Source organism: Litoreibacter sp. GN1-5 (genome assembly GCF_055693805.1).
Genome location: NZ_JBVFUP010000001.1, coordinates 57500 through 80155, shown reverse-complemented (window position 1 = coordinate 80155; position 22656 = coordinate 57500). Strand labels below are relative to the sequence as shown.

20 protein-coding genes and 1 pseudogene are annotated in these 22656 nt (G+C 56.4%); 5 read left to right on the top strand and 16 right to left on the bottom strand.

Annotation, left to right across the window (positions count from 1 at the left end; translation table 11 throughout):
- Positions 1-27: 27 nt before the first annotated feature.
- Genes murC through ACZ1HF_RS00365 form a run of 3 tightly spaced genes read right to left on the bottom strand, consistent with a single transcriptional unit; the run spans position 28 to position 3684 of the window.
- Positions 28-1425 carry a UDP-N-acetylmuramate--L-alanine ligase gene (murC, locus tag ACZ1HF_RS00375; RefSeq protein WP_472655650.1) on the bottom strand — a complete coding sequence of 466 codons (1398 nt, stop codon included), beginning with the start codon at positions 1423-1425 and terminating at the stop codon, positions 28-30.
- Positions 1422-2516, bottom strand: a complete 1095-nt coding sequence (gene murG / locus ACZ1HF_RS00370) for an undecaprenyldiphospho-muramoylpentapeptide beta-N-acetylglucosaminyltransferase (RefSeq protein ID WP_472655649.1) — start codon at positions 2514-2516, stop codon at positions 1422-1424. Before murG ends, murC begins: the two co-directional genes overlap by 4 nt.
- Position 2517: 1 nt before the next feature.
- On the bottom strand, positions 2518-3684 hold the full coding sequence (locus ACZ1HF_RS00365) for a peptidoglycan glycosyltransferase FtsW (RefSeq protein WP_472655648.1): 1167 nt from the start codon (positions 3682-3684) through the stop codon (positions 2518-2520).
- Positions 3685-4077: 393 nt separating this feature from the next.
- On the opposite strand from ACZ1HF_RS00365, the gene ACZ1HF_RS00360 reads away from it, so the two are divergent.
- Positions 4078-4566, top strand: coding sequence for a hypothetical protein (locus ACZ1HF_RS00360; protein ID WP_472655647.1), 489 nt, complete (start codon positions 4078-4080; stop codon positions 4564-4566).
- Between the two features lie 95 nt (positions 4567-4661).
- Here the strand turns inward: ACZ1HF_RS00360 and murD are convergent, their stop codons facing one another.
- The 10 genes and pseudogenes from murD to ACZ1HF_RS00310 all read right to left on the bottom strand — a co-directional run bounded on the left by murD (position 4662) and on the right by ACZ1HF_RS00310 (position 14309).
- The gene (murD, locus tag ACZ1HF_RS00355) at positions 4662-6056 is read right to left on the bottom strand and encodes a UDP-N-acetylmuramoyl-L-alanine--D-glutamate ligase (protein WP_472655646.1); all 1395 of its coding nucleotides are present in this window, start codon (positions 6054-6056) and stop codon (positions 4662-4664) included.
- On the bottom strand, positions 6053-6709 hold the full coding sequence (locus tag ACZ1HF_RS00350; RefSeq protein ID WP_472655645.1) for an SDR family NAD(P)-dependent oxidoreductase: 657 nt from the start codon (positions 6707-6709) through the stop codon (positions 6053-6055). Before ACZ1HF_RS00350 ends, murD begins: the two co-directional genes overlap by 4 nt.
- Positions 6706-6996: a hypothetical protein gene (locus ACZ1HF_RS00345; RefSeq protein WP_472659093.1), complete on the bottom strand. Its 291-nt coding sequence runs from the start codon at positions 6994-6996 to the stop codon at positions 6706-6708. The genes ACZ1HF_RS00350 and ACZ1HF_RS00345 overlap by 4 nt, the downstream gene beginning before the upstream one ends.
- A 3-nt stretch (positions 6997-6999) precedes the next feature.
- Positions 7000-7679 (bottom strand): annotated as a pseudogene (mraY, locus tag ACZ1HF_RS00340) (phospho-N-acetylmuramoyl-pentapeptide-transferase); the annotation flags it as partial.
- A 111-nt stretch (positions 7680-7790) separates the two neighbouring features.
- Positions 7791-9230 carry a UDP-N-acetylmuramoyl-tripeptide--D-alanyl-D-alanine ligase gene (locus ACZ1HF_RS00335; protein ID WP_472655644.1) on the bottom strand — a complete coding sequence of 480 codons (1440 nt, stop codon included), beginning with the start codon at positions 9228-9230 and terminating at the stop codon, positions 7791-7793.
- Entirely contained in the window at positions 9227-10711 is a 1485-nt protein-coding gene (locus ACZ1HF_RS00330; protein WP_472655643.1) for a UDP-N-acetylmuramoyl-L-alanyl-D-glutamate--2,6-diaminopimelate ligase, read from the bottom strand. Before ACZ1HF_RS00330 ends, ACZ1HF_RS00335 begins: the two co-directional genes overlap by 4 nt.
- Positions 10712-10721: 10 nt before the next feature.
- A complete protein-coding gene (locus tag ACZ1HF_RS00325; protein WP_472655642.1) occupies positions 10722-12503 on the bottom strand; it encodes a peptidoglycan D,D-transpeptidase FtsI family protein in 1782 nt (593 codons plus the stop codon).
- Positions 12500-12856: a cell division protein FtsL gene (ftsL, locus tag ACZ1HF_RS00320; protein WP_472655641.1), complete on the bottom strand. Its 357-nt coding sequence runs from the start codon at positions 12854-12856 to the stop codon at positions 12500-12502. Before ftsL ends, ACZ1HF_RS00325 begins: the two co-directional genes overlap by 4 nt.
- The gene (gene rsmH, locus ACZ1HF_RS00315) at positions 12856-13848 is read right to left on the bottom strand and encodes a 16S rRNA (cytosine(1402)-N(4))-methyltransferase RsmH (protein WP_472655640.1); all 993 of its coding nucleotides are present in this window, start codon (positions 13846-13848) and stop codon (positions 12856-12858) included. The genes ftsL and rsmH overlap by 1 nt, the downstream gene beginning before the upstream one ends.
- Before the next feature lie 2 nt (positions 13849-13850).
- Positions 13851-14309 (bottom strand): division/cell wall cluster transcriptional repressor MraZ, encoded by a 459-nt coding sequence (locus ACZ1HF_RS00310; RefSeq protein ID WP_472655639.1) that lies wholly within the window; start codon positions 14307-14309, stop codon positions 13851-13853.
- 673 nt (positions 14310-14982) lie between these two features.
- Here ACZ1HF_RS00310 and ACZ1HF_RS00305 point away from each other — a divergent pair.
- The gene (locus ACZ1HF_RS00305) at positions 14983-16707 is read left to right on the top strand and encodes a hypothetical protein (RefSeq protein WP_472655638.1); all 1725 of its coding nucleotides are present in this window, start codon (positions 14983-14985) and stop codon (positions 16705-16707) included.
- A gap of 1 nt (position 16708) precedes the next feature.
- On the opposite strand, the gene ACZ1HF_RS00300 is transcribed toward ACZ1HF_RS00305, so the two are convergent.
- Positions 16709-17788, bottom strand: coding sequence for an Mrp/NBP35 family ATP-binding protein (locus ACZ1HF_RS00300; protein WP_472655637.1), 1080 nt, complete (start codon positions 17786-17788; stop codon positions 16709-16711).
- A gap of 322 nt (positions 17789-18110) precedes the next feature.
- On the opposite strand from ACZ1HF_RS00300, the gene ACZ1HF_RS00295 reads away from it, so the two are divergent.
- Together ACZ1HF_RS00295 and ACZ1HF_RS00290 are read left to right on the top strand one after the other, a co-directional pair.
- Entirely contained in the window at positions 18111-18323 is a 213-nt protein-coding gene (locus ACZ1HF_RS00295) for a DUF1127 domain-containing protein (RefSeq protein ID WP_472655636.1), read from the top strand.
- 314 nt (positions 18324-18637) lie between these two features.
- Positions 18638-19105, top strand: coding sequence for a hypothetical protein (locus tag ACZ1HF_RS00290; RefSeq protein WP_472655635.1), 468 nt, complete (start codon positions 18638-18640; stop codon positions 19103-19105).
- A gap of 3 nt (positions 19106-19108) precedes the next feature.
- On the opposite strand, the gene ACZ1HF_RS00285 is transcribed toward ACZ1HF_RS00290, so the two are convergent.
- Positions 19109-19561 carry an Lrp/AsnC family transcriptional regulator gene (locus tag ACZ1HF_RS00285; protein WP_472655634.1) on the bottom strand — a complete coding sequence of 151 codons (453 nt, stop codon included), beginning with the start codon at positions 19559-19561 and terminating at the stop codon, positions 19109-19111.
- Positions 19562-19634: 73 nt separating this feature from the next.
- Between ACZ1HF_RS00285 and ACZ1HF_RS00280 the strand changes: the two genes are divergently transcribed.
- Entirely contained in the window at positions 19635-20228 is a 594-nt protein-coding gene (locus ACZ1HF_RS00280; RefSeq protein ID WP_472655633.1) for a LysE family translocator, read from the top strand.
- 38 nt (positions 20229-20266) lie between these two features.
- On the opposite strand, the gene ACZ1HF_RS00275 is transcribed toward ACZ1HF_RS00280, so the two are convergent.
- A complete protein-coding gene (locus tag ACZ1HF_RS00275) occupies positions 20267-22639 on the bottom strand; it encodes an ATP-dependent helicase (protein WP_472655632.1) in 2373 nt (790 codons plus the stop codon).
- Positions 22640-22656 lie beyond the last annotated feature (17 nt).

Below are 22656 nucleotides of genomic sequence, written 5' to 3'. Positions count from 1 at the left end.
CTTGCCCCCTGCGCATGGTGTATATCTTCATTTCGACAACCTCTCGGCCAATCCATTTGCCCAACCGCTGATTGTGCCTGCCCCAAGGCAGACAACCATATCACCGTCTTTCGCTTGCTCACGCACCAGTCGTTCCAGATCATCCTCGCCCGTCACCGCACGCGCATGGCGATGGCCATGGCGGACAAGCCCCGCCACCAGATCATCGCGCGAGGCACCTTTGATCGGGTCTTCCCCGGCCGAGAACACATCTGCAATGCCGACGACATCCGCATCATTGAAACAACTGCAAAAATCCTCGAACAGATCATGCAGGCGTGTGTATCGATGGGGTTGGTGGATGGCGATCACCCGCCCCTCGGTTGCCTGCCGCGCGGCTTTCAGAACGGCGGCGATCTCAACCGGGTGATGGCCATAATCATCAATGATGGTCACACCGTTGACCTCACCCACTTTGGTAAAGCGGCGATTGACACCGCCAAACGCCGCAAGCGCTGCTTTGATTTCTGCCGCCTTCATCCCCAGATGCCGGGCAATGGCTACGGCGGACAAGGCATTGGAGACGTTGTGATCACCGGGCATAGGTAGGGTGCACCCTTCGATGACCATCCCGTCATTTTGCAACGCAATATCAAAATGCGCGACGCCGTTCTTATAGCTCAGATTGACCGCCCGCACATCAGCCTGCGCATTAAAGCCAAAGGTCACGACCCGGCGATCTGTGATCTTGCCCACCAGCACCTGCACATCCGGGTCATCGGTGCAGCAGACAGCCAGCCCGTAGAACGGAATGTTGGAGACGAAATCCAGAAACCCTTGCTGCAAGTTCTCAAAACTGTCCCAGTGCTCCATATGTTCGGGGTCGATATTGGTCACAATCGCGATTGTCGCAGGCAGGCGGTTGAACGTGCCGTCGCTTTCATCGGCCTCGACCACCATCCATTCGCCCTGCCCCACCCGCGCATTTGAGCCATAGGCATGGATGATCCCGCCATTGATAACGGTCGGGTCAATCCCGCCCCCATCCAGCAATGCGGCAACCATTGTCGTGGTTGTCGTTTTGCCGTGGGTGCCCGCAACCGCGATATTCGACTTCAGCCGCATCAGCTCGGCCAGCATTTCCGCCCGGCGCACGACCGGCAAGCCCATGGTTCTAGCTGCGTCAAGTTCAGGGTTGCCTGATTTGATAGCGCTGGAAATCACCACGACATCTGCATTCTCAAGATTTTCCGCGCTCTGCCCTTCAAAGATCACAGCACCAAGGCCCTTTAGCCGATCCGTGATTTTCGACGCTTTCAGGTCAGACCCTTGCACCTTATAGCCGTGGTTCAACAGAACCTCAGCAATGCCGGACATACCAATGCCGCCGATACCGACAAAATGGATCGCACCAAGTTCAAGGGGCAGTTTTGTTGCAGCGCTCATGCGTTCTTCTCATTGAGGATTTCGACCAATTCGACCAGCCGTTCCGTTGCGTCAGGCCTGCCGGCAGCAAGTGCGGCATTAGCCATCTTTGTGGCCGCGTCCGGATTGTCGAAAATTGCGAGTATATTCTCAACCAAAGCTTCCTGCGTCAGCTTACTTTCTGGAATCAGGATCGCGGCGTCTGCCTCGACAAGGCCTTTTGCATTGGCCGTCTGGTGGTCAGCTGTTGCAGCCGCGTATGGAATAAAAATGGCTGGTCGCCCAATCACACTGATATCCGCCACCGAAGAGGCCCCCGCCCGCGAAATCACTAACTGTGCTTCAGACAACCGTCGTGGGACATCCTGAAAGAACGGCTCCACCTCGGCAGTGACACCTGCTGCGGCATATGTCGCCGTAACATCCTCTATGTCCTCAGCCCGTGCTTGGTGGGCGACACGCAGATTGCCACGCACCGCGTCAGGCAGGCTTGCAATCGCCGCCGGAACAATCTGGGATAATATCCGCGCACCCTGAGACCCGCCCATCACCAATAGGCCCATAGGGTAATCACCGGGCGGAATATAAGGCGCACCTTGCCGGTCCAGAACGGTGTTGCGCACCGGGTTGCCCGTAAATATGCCATCCACGCTGTCAGGCAGTTCCGTGGGCCATGTGCCGCAGGCCACCGCGTCAACGCGCTTGGCAAAAAACTGGTTAACCCGCCCCAGAACCCCGTTTTGCTCATGCAGCATACGTGGCAGGCGCATTAGGGTTGCAGCCGCCATTGCCGGGAACGCCGGATAACCACCAAAACCCACAACCACCGCAGGCCGGTCTGCGCGCATCTTCATCAATCCGGACGCAACACCGCCCGCCAGCTTGAACGGGGCAATCAACTTACCGACAATCCCGCCACGGGCAAAGGTGGCAGAGGGCAGCACTTCGATTTCGACCGTATGGGGAAAGCCGCCCGTATACCGCGATCCGCGCTCATCGGTTGACAGTTTCACCCGCCAGCCTTTGGCCAGCATCACCTCGGCCAAAGCCTGCGCCGGGAACATATGCCCCCCTGTACCGCCAGCGGCTATGATCAGAAGAGGCCCAGACATCTCAGCGCCCCCGCTTGATTAGAATATCGCCGATCTCGCCCTGCGGGCAGGTGCGCGTAAAGGCCAAGAGCATCCCTAACGCGATCCCGCCCGCAATCAGCGACGATCCACCGTTTGAAACAAACGGCAACGTCATTCCTTTTGCAGGCAACAGCCGGACAGCCACCCCCATATTGATAATGGCTTGCATCGAAAACATGGCGATCAGACCCGTACCAGCCAGCCGGATAAACGGGTCACGTTCCTTCGTGAGACGATAGAGCGTGCGCACAGCCAGAATGGCATAAAGCGCGATGATCGCCAGCACCATCACCAGACCGTATTCCTCGGCAGCAACGGCAATAATGAAATCCGTATGCGCGTCCGGCAAAGACCATTTCACTGCCCCCTCACCCACACCGACCCCGAAAAACCCACCCTCGCGGATTGCGTTGGTGGCATAGCCAAGCTGCGTTGTCGGATCGACCTCGGCGGACAAAAACCCATCGATACGGCGCGCGAAATGCTCGGAATAGGTATAAGCACCAAGGCCCGCAAAACTAACAGCCCCAGCCATGCAGATCAGCAAAAGCATCGGCGCACCGGCGACAAAATACACAACGCCCCAGCCAAACAGCACCAGACAGGCCTGCCCGAAATCAGGCTGTATCGCCAGAAAACCCACGACGATCATCGTCAGGGCAAAGGAAAACATCTTGCCAGGGGGGCCGTTGATCTCTTGGCTGGCAGCGATCAGCCAGGCAGATATCACGATAAAGACCGGTTTGAGAAACTCAGACGGTTGCACAGAGGCAAAGCCAAGCGAATACCACCGCACCGCACCTTTGCCGAAATCCGTTCCAAAGACCGGCAGCAACATCAAAGACACCAGCGCCCCAAAGAACGCCAGAATTGCCAGACGCCGCACCAGATGGGTCGACATCATCGAAACCACCACCATCGTTCCCAGCGCCAGCGCCCCAAAGAACGCTTGCCGCGATACATAGTGAAACGGGTCCAGACCGTTCTTTTCTGCCAGCGGCGGCGAGGCCGCGAGGCCCAGTAACAAACCAATACCAAATAATGCGAAAACGCAGGTCATCGACCAACGATCCACGGTGCGCCACCATTTCGGAAGAATAGGCTCTCCCGGACGCACGGTCACGGCGCCATACACCATCTCGGTCATGAGAATACCGCCTCAAACTGCCTCAAACGCCCGGTTTTCCGGGTCTGTAACAGAACACTAACCCGTTTTGCCTTTGCAATCCAGTGTCAACTGCCCACGAAACGCTGGAAATTGCTGGATATTTACTTGGATTGGCAGCCTGCGTTATCACATGTTACAAAACTGACCCGAATTTCAGCGCAAATCCCCGATTGGCAAGAATGTGCTGCGCAAAATATTCGGGAATATCCTTGCAGGTTTGGCCTCAAACAGCAGAAAACCAGAAATCAACCCCCGGAACAGGCCTTGTAATCTAACTCACAGGTTTGTCAGGCCCACCTTACGGCCGTCAGCGTTACAATTGTACTGCGGTCGACATTGCGGCCGCGACAACGCCAAGAACGGAGATACGTTATGTTACGCACAGCTCTCACCACTGCCCTTGCGGCCACTCTCATGATGGCTGCGGCCCCCGGTTTCTCACGTGTAATGATCAGCGAGGTCGACGTATCCGCCGATCTGGATGCGATCAAAAATGAAAATGCTGCGGCCCATTGGTCGTCCCTGTCCGATAACCTGGAGAACGCCATTGTCGAGCGGATCACCGACCGGATCGTGGAGGACGGCGCCCGAATTTCTGTCGATATAGATGAGGTTGCACTGGCCAATGGTTTTCGCTCACCTCTGACCCCAAATGATTCCAAGCTTGTGGGGAAGGTGCGCATCAGTGACCCGAACGACAACTCCAATTTCGCCAACTATACCCTGACAGTCAGTTTCGAGCAGGCCCAGCAGTTTTTCTTGCCAGGCACCGATCTGCGGCTAATCACTGCCGACAGTAAAGAATATTACGACGGCATGATCGCCGCTTTCGCCGAGCGGGTTGCGTCAAAGCTACCCTGAGCAACGATAACTCTGTTAAGCCAAAAGCGGGCCGCCCTGAAAGGGGCGGTCCGTTTTTATAACGCAGAATGGGTTATCACCTATCCCGCCCGCGTCTAAAGCCCCTCAACCTGCGCGATGAAGTCCTCGCCGCGCTTTTCGAAGCTGTCATATTGATCAAAGCTCGCCGCGGCAGGGGCTAGCAGGACAGTATCTCCGGCCTCGGCATCACGGGCTGCGGTGGCTACAGCATTGGCCATCGTGTTGCAAACCTCATGCGGCAGATCACCCAGCTGCAAGGCAAAGCCAGGCGCTTCGCGTCCGATGACATAAGCTTTCTTCACACGGCCCAAATGGGTCAGCAGCCTATCAAGGCCGCCTTCTTTCTCAAGCCCGCCACATATCCAGCGGATATTTTCGAAGGCTTGCAAGGCCTGCGCAGCACTGTCCACATTGGTGGCTTTGCTATCATTAACGAACCGCACGCCATCTTTTTCGGCCACGAGCTGGCTGCGATGGGGCAACCCCTTGAAGCTGTGAAACGCCGCCTCGATCACTCGCGGGGCAAGACCAACGGCGCGGCAAACGGCATAGGCCGCGCAGGCATTCTGATGATTATGCGCGCCGGGCAAGCCGACAACCTTGCGTAGATCAACCGAGGCCATCTGCTTGCCCCGACGCCATTCTGCCAAAAATCCCTTGCGGGCAAAAACAGTCCAGCCAAGCCCTGCCAACTTGCGCCCGGACGAGATCTGGATGACCCGATCATCGCCTGACCCGCCTGCCAGTTGATTGGCCAAATATTGCCCTTCGACCTCGTCCACGCCGATCACCGCACGATCCGGGCCACCTTCTGCAAACAAACGGCGCTTGGCGGCGAAATACCCGCCGGGACCGTTATGCCTGTCCAGATGATCAGGCGACAGGTTGGTAAAAACCGCAATATCCGGCGTCAATGCACGGGCCAGTTCCGTCTGGTAAGAGCTCAGCTCAACGACCACGATCTCGCCGTCAATTGCAGGTTCCATATCCAACACGCCGCGCCCGATATTGCCAGCCAGCTGCGTGGGACGGCCAACCTCTTGCAGGATATGATGGATCAGGGCGGAGGTCGTGGATTTTCCGTTCGACCCAGTCACGGCAACCACTTTGGGCATTTGGTCAAACCCGTCCCAATCCTGCGTGGCAAAGGACCGGAAGAACAGACCGATGTCATTATCTACAGGAACCCCTGCCGCCCAAGCCGCTGCAATGATCTTGTTGGGTTGCGGATAAAGGTGCGGGATGCCGGGCGACACGATCAGCGTTGCGACATCTTCAAACGCACCGGCTTTGGTCAGATCATAGGGTGCAAAGCCTTCGGCCTCAGCCCTTGCGCGCACGTCAGCGCTGTCATCCCAGACCAGCGGCGTGGCGCCGCCCGCCTGCAAGGCTTGTGCCGCAGACAGGCCAGAGCGGCCAAGCCCCAGAACTGCAACCTTCGCGCCCTTATAGCCCCGAACCGGGATCACCAATCGATCCTTTTGCGGTCCCGGAAGAAGCCGCCCGTTGGGCCATCATCAGGCAATGTCGCCAGCCAGATTGCCGTATCTGCACCTTCCTGTGTGCTGCGCGCAGCACCTGCACCGCCCATGCGGGTCTTGACCCAACCGGGGCACATGGCGTTGATCTTGATCGTTGCGGGCACATCTTGCGATGCACGAAGGGTCAGCGCGTTCAACGCAGCCTTGGCGATACCGTAAGCCCCGCCACCGCCCAATCCTTCCGAGAAGCTGCCCCATTCGGATGACACGTTCACGATTCTGCCATATGCGCGCGCTTGCATCCCCATAAGGGACGCACGCATCAATTCGAACGGCCCATTCACCATCACCTGCATAGATCTGTAATAATTATCATTCGGGCCCAGAAACGGCATCTCTTCCAGAAGGCCGGCATTGTTGACCAGCACATCCAGTTCCCCCGCCCAGGCGCGCGCTTCGTTGATTGAGGTCGCATCCAGCAAATCAAGCCGTTTTGAGCGCACCCCAAGTTCTGCAGCGGCGATTTTACCTTCGTCAGGGTCCCGCGCACCGATTATCACATCCAGACCTGCATCCCGCAAACCCGCCGCAATAGCCTTACCAATGCCGCGATTACCACCTGTAACCAGCGCCGTTCTCATCTGATTTTCAGGGTCGCCAGCCCGATCATTGCAAGGATCAGCGAGATGATCCAAAAGCGAATGACGATCTGCGGCTCGGCCCAGCCTTTCTTTTCAAAATGGTGATGGATCGGGGCCATCAGAAACACCCGTTTGCCCGTGCGTTTGAAATAAAGCACCTGAATGACAACGCTGAGTGTTTCAACCACGAACAGCCCGCCGACGATCCCCAGAACCAATTCATGCTTGGTCAGAACGGCGATAGCACCAAGGGCACCACCCAAGGCCAAGGACCCGGTATCACCCATAAACACAGCCGCAGGGGGGCGTTGTACCACAGAAAACCCAGACCACCACCAATGAGCCCTGCGGTGAAAATCAATAGCTCGCCGGTGCCAGGGACATAATGCACATCCAGATATTCCGTAAAATCAACCCGCCCCACCGCATAGGCGATAACCCCCAACGTGGCGGCGGCAATCATCACGGGCATAATGGCAAGGCCATCCAGTCCATCGGTTAGGTTGACAGAATTAGCAGCCCCCACGATCACCACCATGGCAAAGGGAATGAACATAAAGCTGAGATTGACGAGCGTATCTTTGAACACAGGCAATGCCAGTTGATTGGTCAGCTCATCCGGGTGCAGCAATGTGGCGGCATATCCCGCAATCGCAGCAATCACAAAACCGATCAACAAACGCACCTTCCCGGAAATACCCGCATGGCTGTTCGACGTTACCTTAGCGTAATCGTCAACAAAGCCGATCAACCCGAAGCCGATTGTCACCAACAGCACCGTCCAGACAAACCCATTATCAAGCCGCGCCCACAGTAAGGTCGACACGACCAGCGCCCCAAGGATCAGCACGCCACCCATCGTGGGGGTGCCCTGCTTGGTCAGCAAATGCCCCTCAGGGCCATCATCGCGGATAGGTTGGCCATTGGCCTGCCTGCGCCTGAGCAAATTGATCAACGGCTTGCCAAACATGAATCCGAAGATCAGCGCCGTAAAAAATGCGCCACCAGCCCGGAATGTGATGTAACGAAACAGATTGAAAAGGTCGCCACCATCGGACAATCCGGTCAGCCAATACAACATCTAGGGTGTCCCTCTTTCATTTTTGTCAACGGATTGACCCAATTTTGTGATGGCGTCAACGATGCTGGCCATTTTCATTGAGAGTGATCCTTTAACCATCACCACATCGCCGGCATCCGCCAACTGAGTTGGGCGTGCCGACAGCTCAGCCGCTGTTTCAGCCCAAAACCCGCGTTTATCCTCGGGCAAAGCCTCGTGCAGATGTTTCATCAACGGACCGACACAATGGACCCTGTCGATCTTTTCCATGGCTGGTCGCCCAGCAAAGGCCGCATGTAGATCAGGCCCCGTCGGGCCCAGTTCTTTCATGTCACCCAAGATGGCCACGCGACGCCCTCTGGCGACGCGGCCGATATTATCTTGCGGTGTGGTCTCGGCCAGAACATCCAACGCAGCCCCAACCGAAGCAGGGTTGGCATTATAGGCATCATCAAACAGATCAATCCCGATACCGCTTTCAATATCATCAAGCTGAATGAAATGTTTCTTGCCGCGCCCGGCGGGCGGCGCCCATTCTGCCAGCGCAACCGCTGCCTGCCCCAGATCACCCCCGGCGGCATGAACCGCGGCAAGTGCTGCAAGCCCGTTCATCGCAAAATGTTGCCCCGGCGCGCCCAGTTTGAACAGCAGGCTTTGTGTCCCGTGCTGCACCCTGCATACGGTCGTTTCATCACTTGAGATCGCTTCAACCAGCCGCCAATCTGCCGTTTCGTTCTGCCCGAAGGTCTCTCGGCGCAAATCAATGCCACCGCTTAACAAAGCGCTGGTCTCAACATCCCCGTTTACAATCGCCACACCGCCCGGCGTCACGCCTTGCAGGATCGACGCCTTTTCGCGTGCGATGTCTTCGACAGAATTGAACGCCTCCAGATGTGCAGGAGCCACGGTCGTAATGATCGCCACATCCAATTGTGCCATTACAGCCAGAGGTGCGATCTCGCCGGGATGGTTCATGCCGATCTCAATCACCGCGAAATCCGTCTTGGCGGGCATGCGAGCCAGTGTCAGCGGAACGCCCCAATGGTTGTTGAAGCTTTTTTCCGCCGCATGGACATGACCCTGCCCGGACAGCGCAGTGCGCAGCATTTCCTTGGTCGAGGTCTTGCCAACCGACCCTGTGATCCCAATCATCTTCGCCGCCGCCCGCGCCCGCGCAGCGCGGCCCATGGCCTCTAACGCGCTTAGGACGTCGTCGACGATTAACAACGGTGCATCTTCAGAAACGCCGTCCGGCACGCGCGATACCAGCGCCGCTGCCGCCCCCTTGTCCAACGCTTGGGCGACGAAATCATGACCATCGCGCACGTCCTTCAAGGCCACAAACAAATCGCCCGGCTCAATCGAGCGCGTGTCAATCGACACCCCTGTCGCGCCCCATTCCGTTGTTGCCCGACCACCCGTTGCCGTTGCCGCGTCCGAGGCTGTCCAGAGCACGCTCATATCCGTCCCTCCAAAGCGGCCACAGCCACACTGGCCTGTTCCACATCATCAAAGGGCAACACATCATCGCCCACAATCTGCCCGGTCTCGTGGCCTTTACCAGCAATCAACAGCGTGTCACCGGGACCAAGCGCATCGACACCACGCAAGATCGCTTCCGCCCGGTCGCCAACCTCATTGGCCGCTGGCACCGCGTCCAGGATCATCGCCCGGACCACGGCCGGGTCCTCGCTGCGCGGATTGTCGTCGGTGACAAATACCACATCGGCATTGTCCCGCGCCACAGCCCCCATCAGGGGGCGCTTGCCTTTATCCCGATCACCGCCTGCCCCGAACACAACGATCAACCGCCCCATCACATGGGGCCGTATCGCCTTCAGGGCTGTTTCAAGCGCATCCGGTGTATGGGCATAATCGACAAATACCGCCGCCCCATTGCTACGGGTTGCAGCTTTCTGCATCCGGCCCCGCACCGTTTCAAGTCGTGGCAATGTCTGAAAAACATCTGCAGGCTTCGCGCCTGCACCAATGGCAAGCCCCGCCGCCACCAGCACGTTTGACGCCTGAAACCCGCCGATCAACTCAAGCCGCACCTGACAAGCCTGCCCGTCATGGGCAAATCGTAGCTCCTGCCCGGTCGCATCAAACCTTTGGCTCAGAAGCTGAAGCTCACACGCGTCAGATTGCCCAACCCGCAGCAAATGGTGGCCCCGCTTTCGGGCCACACCCAGCATATCCCGCCCGCGCGGATCGTCCATGTTGATCACGGCAACGCCATCCTGCGCCAGAACCCGCGAAAACAACCCCGCCTTGGCATTGAAATAATCCTGAAACGTCGCGTGGTAATCCAGATGATCCTGCGAGAAATTGGTAAACGCGGCAGCCATCAGATGTACGCCATCCAAACGCCGCTGCTCCAGCCCATGAGAGGATGCCTCCATCGCTGCATGGGTTACACCGGCCCCGGCCATCTCGGCCAGAAGGCTGTGCAGGGTTATCGGCTCTGGTGTTGTATGGGTCATCGGCGCGGCATACGCACCTTCGACACCTGTTGTTCCAAGATTTGCGCCTTTCAGCCCAAGCTCCATCCAGATTTGCCGTGTGAAACTTGCAACCGAGGTCTTCCCGTTGGTGCCTGTCACCGCCACCATCGTGCCGGGCTGTGCGCCGAACCAAAGCGCGCTGGCATAGGCCAGCGCCTGTCGCGGGTCTTCGGTCACGACCACGGCGACATCCGATGCCGCCAGTTCATCAGCGGCAATCTCGGCCCCTTCCGGATCGGTCAGAACCGCGCCCGCCTTCATCCGCAAAGCGTATGTAATGAACTCGCCCCCGTGGATTTTGCTGCCCGGCAGAGCAGCAAACAAATGGCCCGGTTTGACCGTCCGACTGTCGACCGACAGGCCTGTGACCTCGGCCTCGCGCCCATCACGCGCGGTCAGACCAAGTGCATTCAAACTGGCTGTATTGCCTTGGTCCATCTGCCCCCCTTTAGTATTTGGTCTCTGTTACCGCAGTCAGGGTTCCGGGTTCAATCTCTGGTCGCAGCCCCAGAAGCGGCGCAACCCGGCGGATCATCTCTGCCGCCACGGGCACTGCCGTCCAACCAGCGGTGCGGCGCGGCTTGGTGCCGGAATTCTCGGACGGCTCATCTAGCGTAACAATCAGCACATATTGCGGATCATGCATCGGAAAAGCCGAGGCGAAAGTCGCGATCACCTTATCATCGTAGTAGCCACCCGTATGTTTGGCCTTATCTGCTGTTCCCGTTTTGCCGCCCACCGCATATCCCGTCACTTCGGCAAAGCTGGCTGTGCCACGTTTGACCACCTGACGCAGCATCTTGCGGGCCTGCTCCGAGGTTTTCTCCGAGATCACCCGTGGGCCGGGCTCGCGATTTTCCGATTTCAGCAATGTTGGCGTCACTTTTGTCCCGCCATTTACAACCGTCGCATAGGCTGCAGCCAGATGCAGCGGGCTTGCCGCCATACCGTGGCCATAGCTGATGGTCATGGTCGAAATATCGGACCACTTTTTGGGCCACAATGGCTTGGAACCGGGGGCCTCCACCAATTCCACTTTCGTTGGTTCAGAAAAACCGAGTGCTTGCAGAAACGCCTTTTGACGGACCCCGCCAATATTCAGCGCCATCCGAGCCGTGCCGATATTCGAGGATTCGACGATCACATCGGTCACACTCAGCTCATCACCATAATCATGAAAATCGCGGATTTTGTAGCGCCCCCAACGCAAAGGACCTTTGGTCTCGATCATAGTCGATGGGTTGACCAGCTTCAGCTCCAACGCCTGTGCGACGGTGAATATCTTGAAGGTTGAGCCCAGTTCATACACACCCTGCACCGCTCGGTTGAATAAGGGACTGTCAGACGGATCACCCTTCACAGGCTGCTGAGGTCGTGTGTTCGGATCGAAATCCGGCAGCGACACCATCGAAACCACTTCACCGGTTTTCGCATCCATCAATATGCTGGTCGCGCCCTTGGCGTTCATCAACTTCATACCGCCATACAGGATGTTGCGCGAAACGGCCTGTATCGACATATCGATGCTCAGCTCCAAAGGCGCACCGCCCTGCGCTGGATCACGCAGATATTCGTCAAACGCCTTTTCAACGCCCGCCGTGCCGATCACCTCGGCAGAATGCACACCTTCACGCCCGAAACTGGCCCCACCCAGAACATGGGCCGCCAGTTTGCCGTTGGGATAAAGGCGCATTTCACGCGGGCCAAACAGCAAACCCGGCTCACCAATTTCATGCACAGCCTGCTGTTGCTCCGGGCTAAGTTTTTTCTTGACCCACAAGAACTTACGCTTACCGGTGAAATCTTCTTGCAACTTCTTCAAATCAAGATCAGGGAAAATCTCGACCAGTTTCTCCGCTGCTTTATAGGGCTCCACCATCAAATGAGGCTGCGCATATAGCGAATTCGTCACCAGATTTGTCGCCAGAACGCGGCCATTGCGATCTACGATATTCGCCCGCTGTGCCACAATATTGGCACTGGATACCGACGCACGTGGCTCTGTCGCCTCAGACGATGCCAGCACCATCATGCGCGTCCCGACCAAGGAGAAGCCGATCAGGAACAACACCCCGACGAACAGCAAACGGCTTTCAGCGCGCAGACGCATTTGATCGCGCATTTCCTCATGACGCAGACGGATATTCTCACGCTCGATCCGGTCAGGGTTTTCCCCGGTCGAGCGCGCAGCCAAAATGCGCGCCAAAGGGCGCAAGGGTGTCCGGATCATTGCGTGCTCTCCCCGCTGCTTACATCAATTGCCTCGCGTAAGGCCTCAAGGATCAGGTCTTCCTCTTTCTGCGGCTCCGCAATCTGACCGACGGTTCCGAATTGATCAGGCGTGATCGGCATCAGTTGTAGTCGCTCAAAATTCAACGACGCCAAATCTTGCAGACGCTCCGGTCGGTTCAGATAAGCCCATTCTGCTTCCAGCACGCTCAGGCGTTCGCGCGTGGCCCCAATAGTGCGCTGCAAATCTGAGGCCGTGCGCAGCGCTTCCTGTGTTTTGTAATTCTCATAGTAAGCCCAATAAGCCAGCCCCATTACCACCAAAGCAGAAACCGCATAAAGAAAGCCACGCATCAGAAAAGCTCCTGTCCGACAAGTTTTGGTAAACCCAGCGCCGTGCGATCCTGAGCCTGAGCAGGCACATCGATGCGCCGCCCGACCCGCAACTTGGCCGAACGGGCACGCGGATTGCGCGCTAATTCCTCGGGCAAAGCCGTCACCGCTTTCCGGGCGATCAGCTCAAATGTGGGTGTTACCGTATCTTGCAAAGGTGCGTGGCGGCTGCCACCCCCGGCGCGGCCTGCGCGCGCTTGCAAAAACTTCTTCACGATCCGGTCTTCCAGTGAATGGAAGGTCACAACGGCCAGTTCTCCGCCGGGCTTTAGCGCGCGCTCCGCTGCTTCCAACCCGGCAATCAACTGGCCGAACTCATCATTCACCGCAATCCGAAGCGCCTGAAAACTACGCGTCGCCGGATGGCTTTGTCCCGGCTTGGCACGCGGCAAACACGCCTCAACCACAGCAGCCAATTGCCCGGTTGTCGAAATTGGCCGTGCGGCAACAATTGCCTTGGCGATCCTGCGCGATGCGCGTTCCTCGCCGTATTGAAACAGAATATCCGCGATCAACGCCTCATCACCCTCATTGACCAAATCGGCAGCCGAGGGCCCATCCTGCCCCATCCGCATATCCAAAGGACCGTCACGCAAGAAAGAAAATCCGCGGTCAGCCTGATCGAGCTGCATTGAAGAGACCCCAAGATCAAGAACAACCCCATCAAGCGGCATATCAGCCAACGTATCGAGGTCGGAGAACACCCCTTGGCGCAAAACCAGCCGGTCCCCATAGGAGTCCGCCCAGGGCTTTGCCATCTCAAACACCATCGGGTCGCGGTCCAACGCAATGACCCGATCCGCCCCGGCCTCCAGAAAGGCGCGGGTGTAGCCACCGGCCCCGAACGTGCCATCAAGCCAAATGCCCTTTGGTGTCACAGTCGCAAGAATTGCATCAATCAGAACCGGCAGATGCGGCGCCTCTGGGTCTGAAACACGCGCGGCAGCGGCCATGATCACTCCACCGCAGCAGGGGGCGGTGCCGCATCAAGCAAGGTCAGAGGATCGAAATCATCCCCCTGCTCGGCAAGCCAGTTTTCGATATCCGCATTGCGGTTTTCATGGGCATCAGGTGCCCAGATCTGGAATGTATCGCCCGAAGCCTTGAAATAGGCCTCATTCGATATCCCGACCTTTTCCCGCAGCTTTTGTGGCAACACCAAACGGCCTGTGTCATCGGTCTGCGTCGGCAAGGCCTGCCCATTGAAAATATGTTCCAGCGCCCGTCGTTGGCGCGACCCGCGCGGTAGGCGGGAAATCGTTTCATCCACCTCGTTGATGGCCTGCTGCGTGTAAACTTCAAGGAATTTCTGGGATTGACCACCATAAACGATCACAAGGTTCGGCGTCAGCCCATCGGTCCAATCTGGATCGCCGGCTTCAAGCACACGGCGAAACAGAGCCGGGATAGACACCCTGCCCTTATTGTCCACCTTATGGACACTTTCACCTCTGAACCTTTGCGCCACGCGTCCCTAGTCCCGTTCCCCCATTCTAAAAATGGAAACGGCGAATTGAGCTGCTGCCACTGCCCAATCCGCCGCCCTCGTCCCACTTAGGGAGTGTCCGACCCGCGCCACCTGGGGGGATGTCTGCTCGCGCAGGGTCGGACGTCTTTCAATGAAAGCGGGGCCTGTATGAAACCTTTTCGGTCGCCTTGGGGTTCTTAGCGCCCCTTCTCTTATCCCGTCCTCATCGTGAGAATGAATGTACACGGGTATTCATGGAAATCAATACCACTTTATGGGATATACTAGGCTATCGAGAACGAAAAGGCTTCGCAAAATATAGAAACCGCGAAGAAAAGAGTGCAATTAGTAGGAGTGTAATAAACAAGCACTATATATAGTGTATAAAAAATATGGAATTTTTCCCATAATTTCCCACTAAATTACAAAAAATCGCTGCTTCCAAAGCATTTCAGACGCGAATCACCCATAAAATAGGAGTCGCGACCGCGTGAATAAGCGTGATTTTGCTCGACGAGCTTTTCAAAAACGCACACCGTTTACCTCATCAGTAAAACGACTTGCACCGCCCATACAAAGCAACTTAGAGAGAAATCATTCAAATGATGGACGTATATCAATGAAATTTTATCTTGCCCTAGCATTTCTGCTGGCCCTTGCCGCATGCAAAGAAAGCCTTGAAGATCAGGAAGCCGCCCGCATTCAGGCGCAGGCTGAATTTAATACCAAGGCAGATGGCCTTGAAGACACCGCGATGCGCGACCAATTCAAACAGCTTGCCCATACGGCTTTTCTTGTCAAAGGCTGGGCGATTGAGGGCCAGCGCCCACCGACCAGCGTTCAATATACAGCTGATCCCTTCGCTGTCTTATCAGACTATGAAAACGGTCAGGCCCTGCTGGACACATATCTTGCAGGCTTGATGGTCATAAACCAACCGCCCTACAACGCCTATAGCCTCGATGTGAGGCCACCTTTCGCTTATCCTTTCGCCCATGCAGTGATCTGGGATGAGGTTGCGTTTGACGATGGCAGTACACTACCGGTCAGCTACGAATTTGAGCGCACCCCGCCGGTTGTCGGCGTTTGGAACAATGGCACGGTTCTGAGGGTAGAAGTCGAACCCGGCACCGAGATAACGCAACTGCCCACACGTGTTACGGGAACACTCAAGGTCAGCGTGCCAACCCTGCCCGAAAAACTGACCTTGTCTCAGGGCGACAGTGCGACTGTCGGTGACTACAACATTACATTGGAAGAGATAGATGGCCACATCGTCTTGCTCGACATAAAGCGACTAGACGGTGCGTTGATAGATATTGACAGTGACGCCGTGATCATCGGGGCAAAGGACACGACGGGACAATACCTTTATGACAGTGGCGGCGGCACAGGCCGCACGGAATTTTTCGATGACTACCTTGAGGTCGTGGGCACGATGCTAGACGCAGCGCTTGCAGGTAAATTCGAAGGCGCATCACTTGAAAAGGAACTTGAGACGCGGCTCGTCAGTTTTGAGGAAACCCACCGTGCCAGCCTGACACTTACCAAATATTATAGAGGCGAGGTATCCGAGGTGGATATCGCCCTAGTCACGACACCTGATAGTGAGCAGGTTGAAATTCCGCTGGATATGGAAATCACAAATTTTGAAGCACCACGCGATAGCAACCAGCCTATCCGCCCGATCCCAAGCGATGCGGTTGTCTTCGCAGAGATGCCAGAAACCTCAGCCCCTGTGGACCTTGAGATAAGCGAGTTGCAAGATCGCATCACGGTTACGACCTCTGACGGGCAACATGACGAACAAGATATCAGATTCGTGTACCCAAAGGTCCCAAGTGATCTGTTTTTCGATGTCTTTGATCGTTATGAAATGGATGACGGTCAGGTGACATTCTATACGGCGTCCGGCGATGTCATAAATACACCGGACCAAGACACGATTTATGAACTTACGGTCAACCGGTTGGAGTTTAATACAACGAACTTTCCTCAGCCCCCGGTGCGGGCCAAAGGCAGCTTTACTGTGAACACAGCGCCCTACATGACATCTGAGACACATAGTGCAAATGAGCTGCCCGAAGGTATTGAGCTGCGCGACAATATGTTAATCTCCCAAATCAAGAACCAGAAATCGGATGCAATAGTGTTCGCCATGGATGCGAATGGCCGCGTTCTGAAAAAATTCGCAACGATTCCCTACCGCTATAGCGACGGGCCGAGCCTTTCTGTCGACTACTATTTCGGCACGCCTGCCTCTATTCTCTATGTCACGCGTGGTGACATTGAAGAATATACGTATAAATTCGACGTTCCCATCGAAGCGGCAGTGGCAGAATAGGCTACGCCATACCGCCCGCCACTAGCCGTGCCGCCAGCGCCCCATAAGCATCGGCGACCGCCCCCTCGCCCGCTGCAATCGGCGTCCCTTCGTCACCAGCCAGCCGAATATAAATGTCCAGCGGGATTTCCCCCAGAAACGGTAGACCCAACCGTTCCGCATCTTCCTTGACGCCACCATGCCCGAAAATATGTGCCTCGCGCCCGCAATCGGGGCAGATATACATGGACATATTCTCAACCAACCCCAGAACCGGCGTGTTCAGCGTCTTGAACATATCCAGCGCCTTGCGCGCGTCCAGCAACGCCACATCCTGAGGGGTCGAGACCACAATAGCCCCGGTCAGCTCAGATTTCGTGCATAGCGTCAACTGCACATCCCCCGTGCCCGGCGGCAGATCAACAAGCAGCACATCCAGCTTGCCCCACTCCACCTGCCCCAGCATCTGCTGCAACGCCCCCATCAGCATCGGACCGCGCCAGACCACGGCTTTGCCCGGGTCCATCATCAACCCGATCGACATCATCGTGACCCCATGCGCATGCAGGGGCAGGATTGTCTTGCCATCCGGTGATGCGGGCCGCTTGGACACACCCATCATGCGCGGCTGCGACGGCCCATATATATCTGCATCCAAAAGCCCGACCTTGCGGCCTTGTTTTGCCAAAGCAACCGCCAGATTGGACGATAGGGTGGATTTCCCCACCCCGCCCTTGCCCGAGGCAATCGCCAAAATCCTGTCCACGCCCGATGGCTTGGTTGGTCCCGCCTGCGGTTTTGGGTGCCCGCCCACCTTTAAGGATGGTGGTGGTCCAAAGGGGGACGCTTTCTGCGCAGGTCCATGGGCCGTCATCATCACCATGGCCTTGGTGATACCCGGCACCCTTGTCACAGCTTTCTCTGCGACTTGCTGTAAAGGTGTCATGGCTTGCGCCTCTTCAGCCGCCACTTCGATCACAAAACGCACGGAATCACCTTCAATCGTGAGCGCACGGATCATATCGCGTGAAACAAGATTGCCACCGCCCGGCACCGCGACAGTTTTCAGCGCCTCCAGAACAGCATCATGGGAATTACTCATGTCAAAATTCCGCCCTATTTGATTTTCCCCATACCTAGTGACAGCGCTAACATAGAAACAAGGGGTTACTCTGCATATTGTGTCGTTTTCACTCTGCGACAAATTTGTGCACGTTGCTCAAGAGCTGTGTAAATGCCACTTTCTTGCCCAAATTGACGTCAGGTTAATCATTTGAATCAAGTACTTAAGCCATGCGAACGCTGCATAGCAGCATTGCGGAGAAAGGGGATTGTTGCAGTGCAGCATTTCCCTACATATTGGTCACAACACAGCAAAAGACATTCTGGCCCCGATGGCCAACCGAAACGAAGTGGAACTTAAAATGGCATACGCATCAAGCTCACGCACTGGCTCAGGTCTCGTCGCACGCATTTCAGCGCGCATTGCAGAACTGAAAGACCAATACGCACGGTATCGTACATACCGCAACACTCTGGGTGAGCTGGATCAGCTCTCTAATCGCGAATTGAACGATCTGGGCCTGCACCGCTCAATGATCAAAAGCGTCGCTCTGGAAGCTGCGTACAAGAACTAACGTCTTCATACACAGACCATATCCTCCCTTTGGTTTGTGTATGTGATTGGCGGCGGCCCCGTCCTCCTCCTCCCAGGGGCCGCCGTCGAAAGAATTCGAATACGGGCTGTTCGCCTCCTCCCTGAATAGCTCGTTGCCTTGAACGGCGATGCCCACCTCCTCCCGGGCATCGCCGTTTTTTTACGGGTAACAGCCGGGTTCAGCTCCTTGCGCGCATGATCGATACAAAATTGACAAAACCGTCAATGGATGTGTTTCGCGTAGGCCATTATGCCTGTGCTAGGGTTTGGCCAAAGATATACTGGAGCCACCCCATGCCCATCGCAGCCAACCGCTTTATGCTTTTGATCCTCGCAGGTGCGCTCGCCACGGCCGCGTTCGAAATCTACGGTCAAGCGATCAGCCCACTTCTGGGCGGTGCGAACCTGGCCCCTGTACCGCTTGCGGGGTCTGTCTTCAAATCCATTGCCGGCTTCGCATCCAAGCCCGCATCCTATATTCTGCACTACTTTGCCGGGGTCGTGTGCTACCCGCTGGGCTTCGCGCTTATCGCCCGACCGCTTTGGCAAAAATTGGCCCCCGCTGTTCCATGGTATGTTGTGGCCGTGGCATTCGGATGCGCGCAATGGGTCTTCGCACTTTACATTCTGGCCCATCTCGTTGCCGGTATGCCCGCCTTCCTTGGGTTCACCGGTATCACATGGGCCGCGCTCTGGGGTCACATCGTTTATGCACTGACAGCCATCGGTATCACGCAGCATTTCGCCGTAACCCGCCGCTAGGCCTCAGGCGCGCTCATCCTTTGGTGATCCCATAACCACGTAAGATGTGATTGCATTGACCTGTGGCAGTGTGCCCAAGACATCCGTATAGAATATCTTGTAAGCGGCCAGATCGGCGCATTCGACCCGCAGCAGATACTCGATAGTGCCGGTGATATTGTGACACTCCCGCACCTCTGGGCTGCGCGAGATTGACCGCTCAAACGCTTCCTGCGCAGCTTTGGAATGATCCGATAGCCCAACACCGATATAAGCCGCAAAGCCAGACCCAAGCTTCGTGCGGTCCAACACAGCACGATACCCTTGGATCACGCCCGTGCGCTCCATCTCTTGCACCCGGCGCAGACAGGCAGACGGAGACAGCCCCACACGATCAGAAAGCTCAAGATTGCTGATCCGGCCATCGCGCCCCAACTCTCGCAATATCTTTTCGTTTATTTGATCCAACTTCGTCATAAATTGCAGAGATACTGGAAAAGCAACACAATACGCAACTTTAATGCACGCCAACCCACCTAATCTTGCACTCATGACCTATGAGCTATTCACCGCCTTCGCGCTTTTCGCCTTCGTTTCTTCGATTACGCCGGGGCCGAATAACCTGATGCTTCTGGCATCAGGCGCGAATTTCGGCTTCCGCCGGACTGTGCCACATATGCTTGGCATCGGCATCGGCTTCACCTTGATGATCGTTCTCGTGGGTATTGGCCTTGCACAAATATTCACGACCTATCCGATGAGTCATGTGATCCTGAAAATTGCCAGCACTGTCTATATGTTTTGGCTCGCCTGGAGGATCGCCAATGCAGCGACCCCAACCGAAGGCCAGTCTGCTGGCACGCCCATGACCTTCCTGCAAGCCGCCGCCTTTCAATGGGTCAACCCGAAAGCCTGGGCCATGGCCTTAACCGCAGTTACGATCTACGCACCGGAGCAAACCCTTGCCGCCATTGGTCTGGTTGCTGGGATCTTTGGCGCGATTAATCTGCCCACGGTCAGTTTCTGGACCGTCCTAGGTCAACAGATGCAAAGGTTCCTGACCAACCCCGCGCGCTTGAACGCCTTCAATTGGCTGATGGCGGGGCTTTTAGTGCTGTCGCTTTATCCAGTTCTGTTCGGCTGATCACTGAGCGTAATTTTTCGCAGAAAAATTGCCTACGCTCAGAACGGCACGTCGCCAGCTGCATCTGCCGCAACAATGAAGCGGCCGACCACCTTCTTCAGGCCTGCTTTGTCGAACGCCACGTCCAGTTTATCGCCTTCAACCGCATCGATCACGCCATAGCCAAATTTCTGGTGAAACACGCGCTCGCCCACAGTAAAGGAGGACACCGCCTGCGCATCAATAACAACAGTCTTGCTTTCGCGCGGCTGGCTTACACCACGCATATTCTGACGGTCCCGCATGCGCCGCCAGCCCGGCGAATTATACACATCCGCCCGTGCTGCCTTTTCGCCCAGATCACTGTCGAGCGCGCCCATCATATGTTCCGCCGAGCCCGCCTGATGACCATAAAGCCCCGGCGGTGTCAGCACCTCGACATGGGCCTCTGGCAACTCATCGATAAAGCGTGACGGCAGCGCTGATTGCCATTGCCCATATACCCGCCGGTTACCAGCAAAAGAGATTGTGCAAAGCTCTTCTGCCCGCGTGATGCCCACATAGGCAAGCCGGCGTTCTTCTTCCAAACCTTTCAGCCCGCTCTCATCCATCGAGCGTTGTGACGGGAACAACCCGTCTTCCCAACCCGGTAAAAACACAGCCGGAAATTCCAGCCCTTTGGCGGCGTGTAGCGTCATGATCGACACTTTTTCAGACGCATCCTCGCTGTCATTATCCATGACCAGCGCGATATGTTCCAGAAAGCCTTGCAGGTTCTCGAATTGCTCTAGAGCTTTGACCAGTTCTTTAAGGTTTTCCAGCCGCCCCGGCGCCTCAGGGGACTTATCATTTTGCCACATTTCTGTGTAACCAGACTCCTCTAGGACCACTTCGGACAGTTCAATATGCGACATTTCGCTACCACGCTGAAGGCGGCCCCAGCGGTCCAGCGCGTCAATCAGGCGGGTCAGCTCAACCGCGCCTTTGCCGCCCAAACCTTTCGTGGCTAACAGCAACCGCGCGCCTTCCAGAAGCGACACACCATTGTTGCGCGCCATCATCTGAATTTTCTGTACCGCCTTGTCACCAAGCCCGCGTTTGGGCGTGTTGACAATCCGCTCAAAGGCCAGATCATCGTCAGCTGAAACCACCAACCGGAAATAAGCCATCGCATCGCGGATTTCGAGGCGTTCATAGAACCGCGGGCCACCAATCACCCGGTAGGGCAGGCCAATCGTCAGGAACCGATCCTCAAAGCTGCGCATCTGATGGGACGCACGCACCAGAATTGCCATCTCATTCAAGCCAATCGGGTGCATCCCGCGTGTACCGACCTGCATTGCTTCGATCTCGTCCCCGATCCAGCGGGCTTCTTCCTCGCCATCCCAATGGCCGATCAGGCGCACTTTCTCACCGCCCTTAGCTTCGGTGAACAGCGTTTTGCCAAGCCGACCCTTGTTGGCCGCGATAATGCCAGAGGCAGCCCCCAGAATATGTTCGGTCGAGCGGTAATTCTGTTCCAGCCGAACAACCTTTGCGCCTTCAAAATCCTTCTCGAACCGCAGGATGTTGCCCACCTCAGCACCACGCCAGCCATAGATCGACTGGTCGTCATCGCCCACACAACAAATATTCTTATGCGCCGCAGCCAAAAGCCGCAGCCACATATATTGCGCGACATTGGTGTCCTGATATTCGTCCACCAAGATATATTTGAACCAGCGTTGGTACTGGGCCAACACGTCTTCATGCCGCTGAAAAATCGTAACGCTATGAAGCAGCAGATCACCGAAATCCACGGCATTGAGCGCGATCAGCCGCGCCTGATATTCTGCATAAAGTTTGCCTCCCATATCGTTGTAGACTGCGGCTTCCGCCTCGGGCAGAGTTTCGGGCGTCCAGGCACGGTTTTTCCAGCTGTCAATCAGCCCGGCCAGCATCCGCGCGGGCCAGCGCTTGTCGTCGATATTCTCGGCCACGATCAACTGTTTCAACAATCTGATCTGGTCATCCGTATCAAGGATCGTGAAATTCGATTTCAGCCCGACCAGTTCGGCATGCTTGCGTAGAAGTTTCACACAGATCGAGTGGAACGTGCCAAGCCATGGCACCCCCTCCACAGCCTCGCCCAGCAACGCCCCAACGCGGTTCTTCATCTCCCGCGCGGCTTTGTTGGTAAAGGTCACTGCCAGAATTTCGTTGGGCCGCGCCCGCCCCATTGTCAGCAAATGCGCAATACGTGTCGTCAGCGCCTTGGTCTTGCCCGTCCCCGCGCCCGCCAGCATCAGGACGGGGCCGTCCAACGTCTCGACCGCCTCGCGCTGAGCGGGGTTCAACCCGTCCAGATATGGGGCCGCCCGCGCGCCCATGGCACGCTGAGATAAGGGAATGGCGGCGGCTTCAAACGCCTCTGCATCATCGAATTCGCTCATATGTCGAAAGATAGCCT

Coding starts and splice junctions, on each gene's coding strand:
- ACZ1HF_RS00280 (WP_472655633.1), top strand. CDS start 19,635: ATGACCTATGAGCTATTCACCGCCTTCGCGCTTTTCGCCTTCGTTTCT.
- ACZ1HF_RS00295 (WP_472655636.1), top strand. CDS start 18,111: ATGGCATACGCATCAAGCTCACGCACTGGCTCAGGTCTCGTCGCACGC.
- ACZ1HF_RS00290 (WP_472655635.1), top strand. CDS start 18,638: ATGCCCATCGCAGCCAACCGCTTTATGCTTTTGATCCTCGCAGGTGCG.
- ACZ1HF_RS00275 (WP_472655632.1), bottom strand. CDS start 22,639: ATGAGCGAATTCGATGATGCAGAGGCGTTTGAAGCCGCCGCCATTCCC.
- ACZ1HF_RS00365 (WP_472655648.1), bottom strand. CDS start 3,684: ATGACCGAGATGGTGTATGGCGCCGTGACCGTGCGTCCGGGAGAGCCT.
- ACZ1HF_RS00360 (WP_472655647.1), top strand. CDS start 4,078: ATGTTACGCACAGCTCTCACCACTGCCCTTGCGGCCACTCTCATGATG.
- ACZ1HF_RS00330 (WP_472655643.1), bottom strand. CDS start 10,711: ATGGACCAAGGCAATACAGCCAGTTTGAATGCACTTGGTCTGACCGCG.
- ACZ1HF_RS00350 (WP_472655645.1), bottom strand. CDS start 6,709: ATGAGAACGGCGCTGGTTACAGGTGGTAATCGCGGCATTGGTAAGGCT.
- murC (WP_472655650.1), bottom strand. CDS start 1,425: ATGAGCGCTGCAACAAAACTGCCCCTTGAACTTGGTGCGATCCATTTT.
- rsmH (WP_472655640.1), bottom strand. CDS start 13,848: ATGGCCGCTGCCGCGCGTGTTTCAGACCCAGAGGCGCCGCATCTGCCG.
- ACZ1HF_RS00335 (WP_472655644.1), bottom strand. CDS start 9,230: ATGAGCGTGCTCTGGACAGCCTCGGACGCGGCAACGGCAACGGGTGGT.
- ACZ1HF_RS00305 (WP_472655638.1), top strand. CDS start 14,983: ATGAAATTTTATCTTGCCCTAGCATTTCTGCTGGCCCTTGCCGCATGC.
- ACZ1HF_RS00345 (WP_472659093.1), bottom strand. CDS start 6,996: ATGGGTGATACCGGGTCCTTGGCCTTGGGTGGTGCCCTTGGTGCTATC.
- ACZ1HF_RS00325 (WP_472655642.1), bottom strand. CDS start 12,503: ATGATCCGGACACCCTTGCGCCCTTTGGCGCGCATTTTGGCTGCGCGC.
- ACZ1HF_RS00300 (WP_472655637.1), bottom strand. CDS start 17,788: ATGAGTAATTCCCATGATGCTGTTCTGGAGGCGCTGAAAACTGTCGCG.
- ACZ1HF_RS00285 (WP_472655634.1), bottom strand. CDS start 19,561: ATGACGAAGTTGGATCAAATAAACGAAAAGATATTGCGAGAGTTGGGG.
- ftsL (WP_472655641.1), bottom strand. CDS start 12,856: ATGCGTGGCTTTCTTTATGCGGTTTCTGCTTTGGTGGTAATGGGGCTG.
- murG (WP_472655649.1), bottom strand. CDS start 2,516: ATGTCTGGGCCTCTTCTGATCATAGCCGCTGGCGGTACAGGGGGGCAT.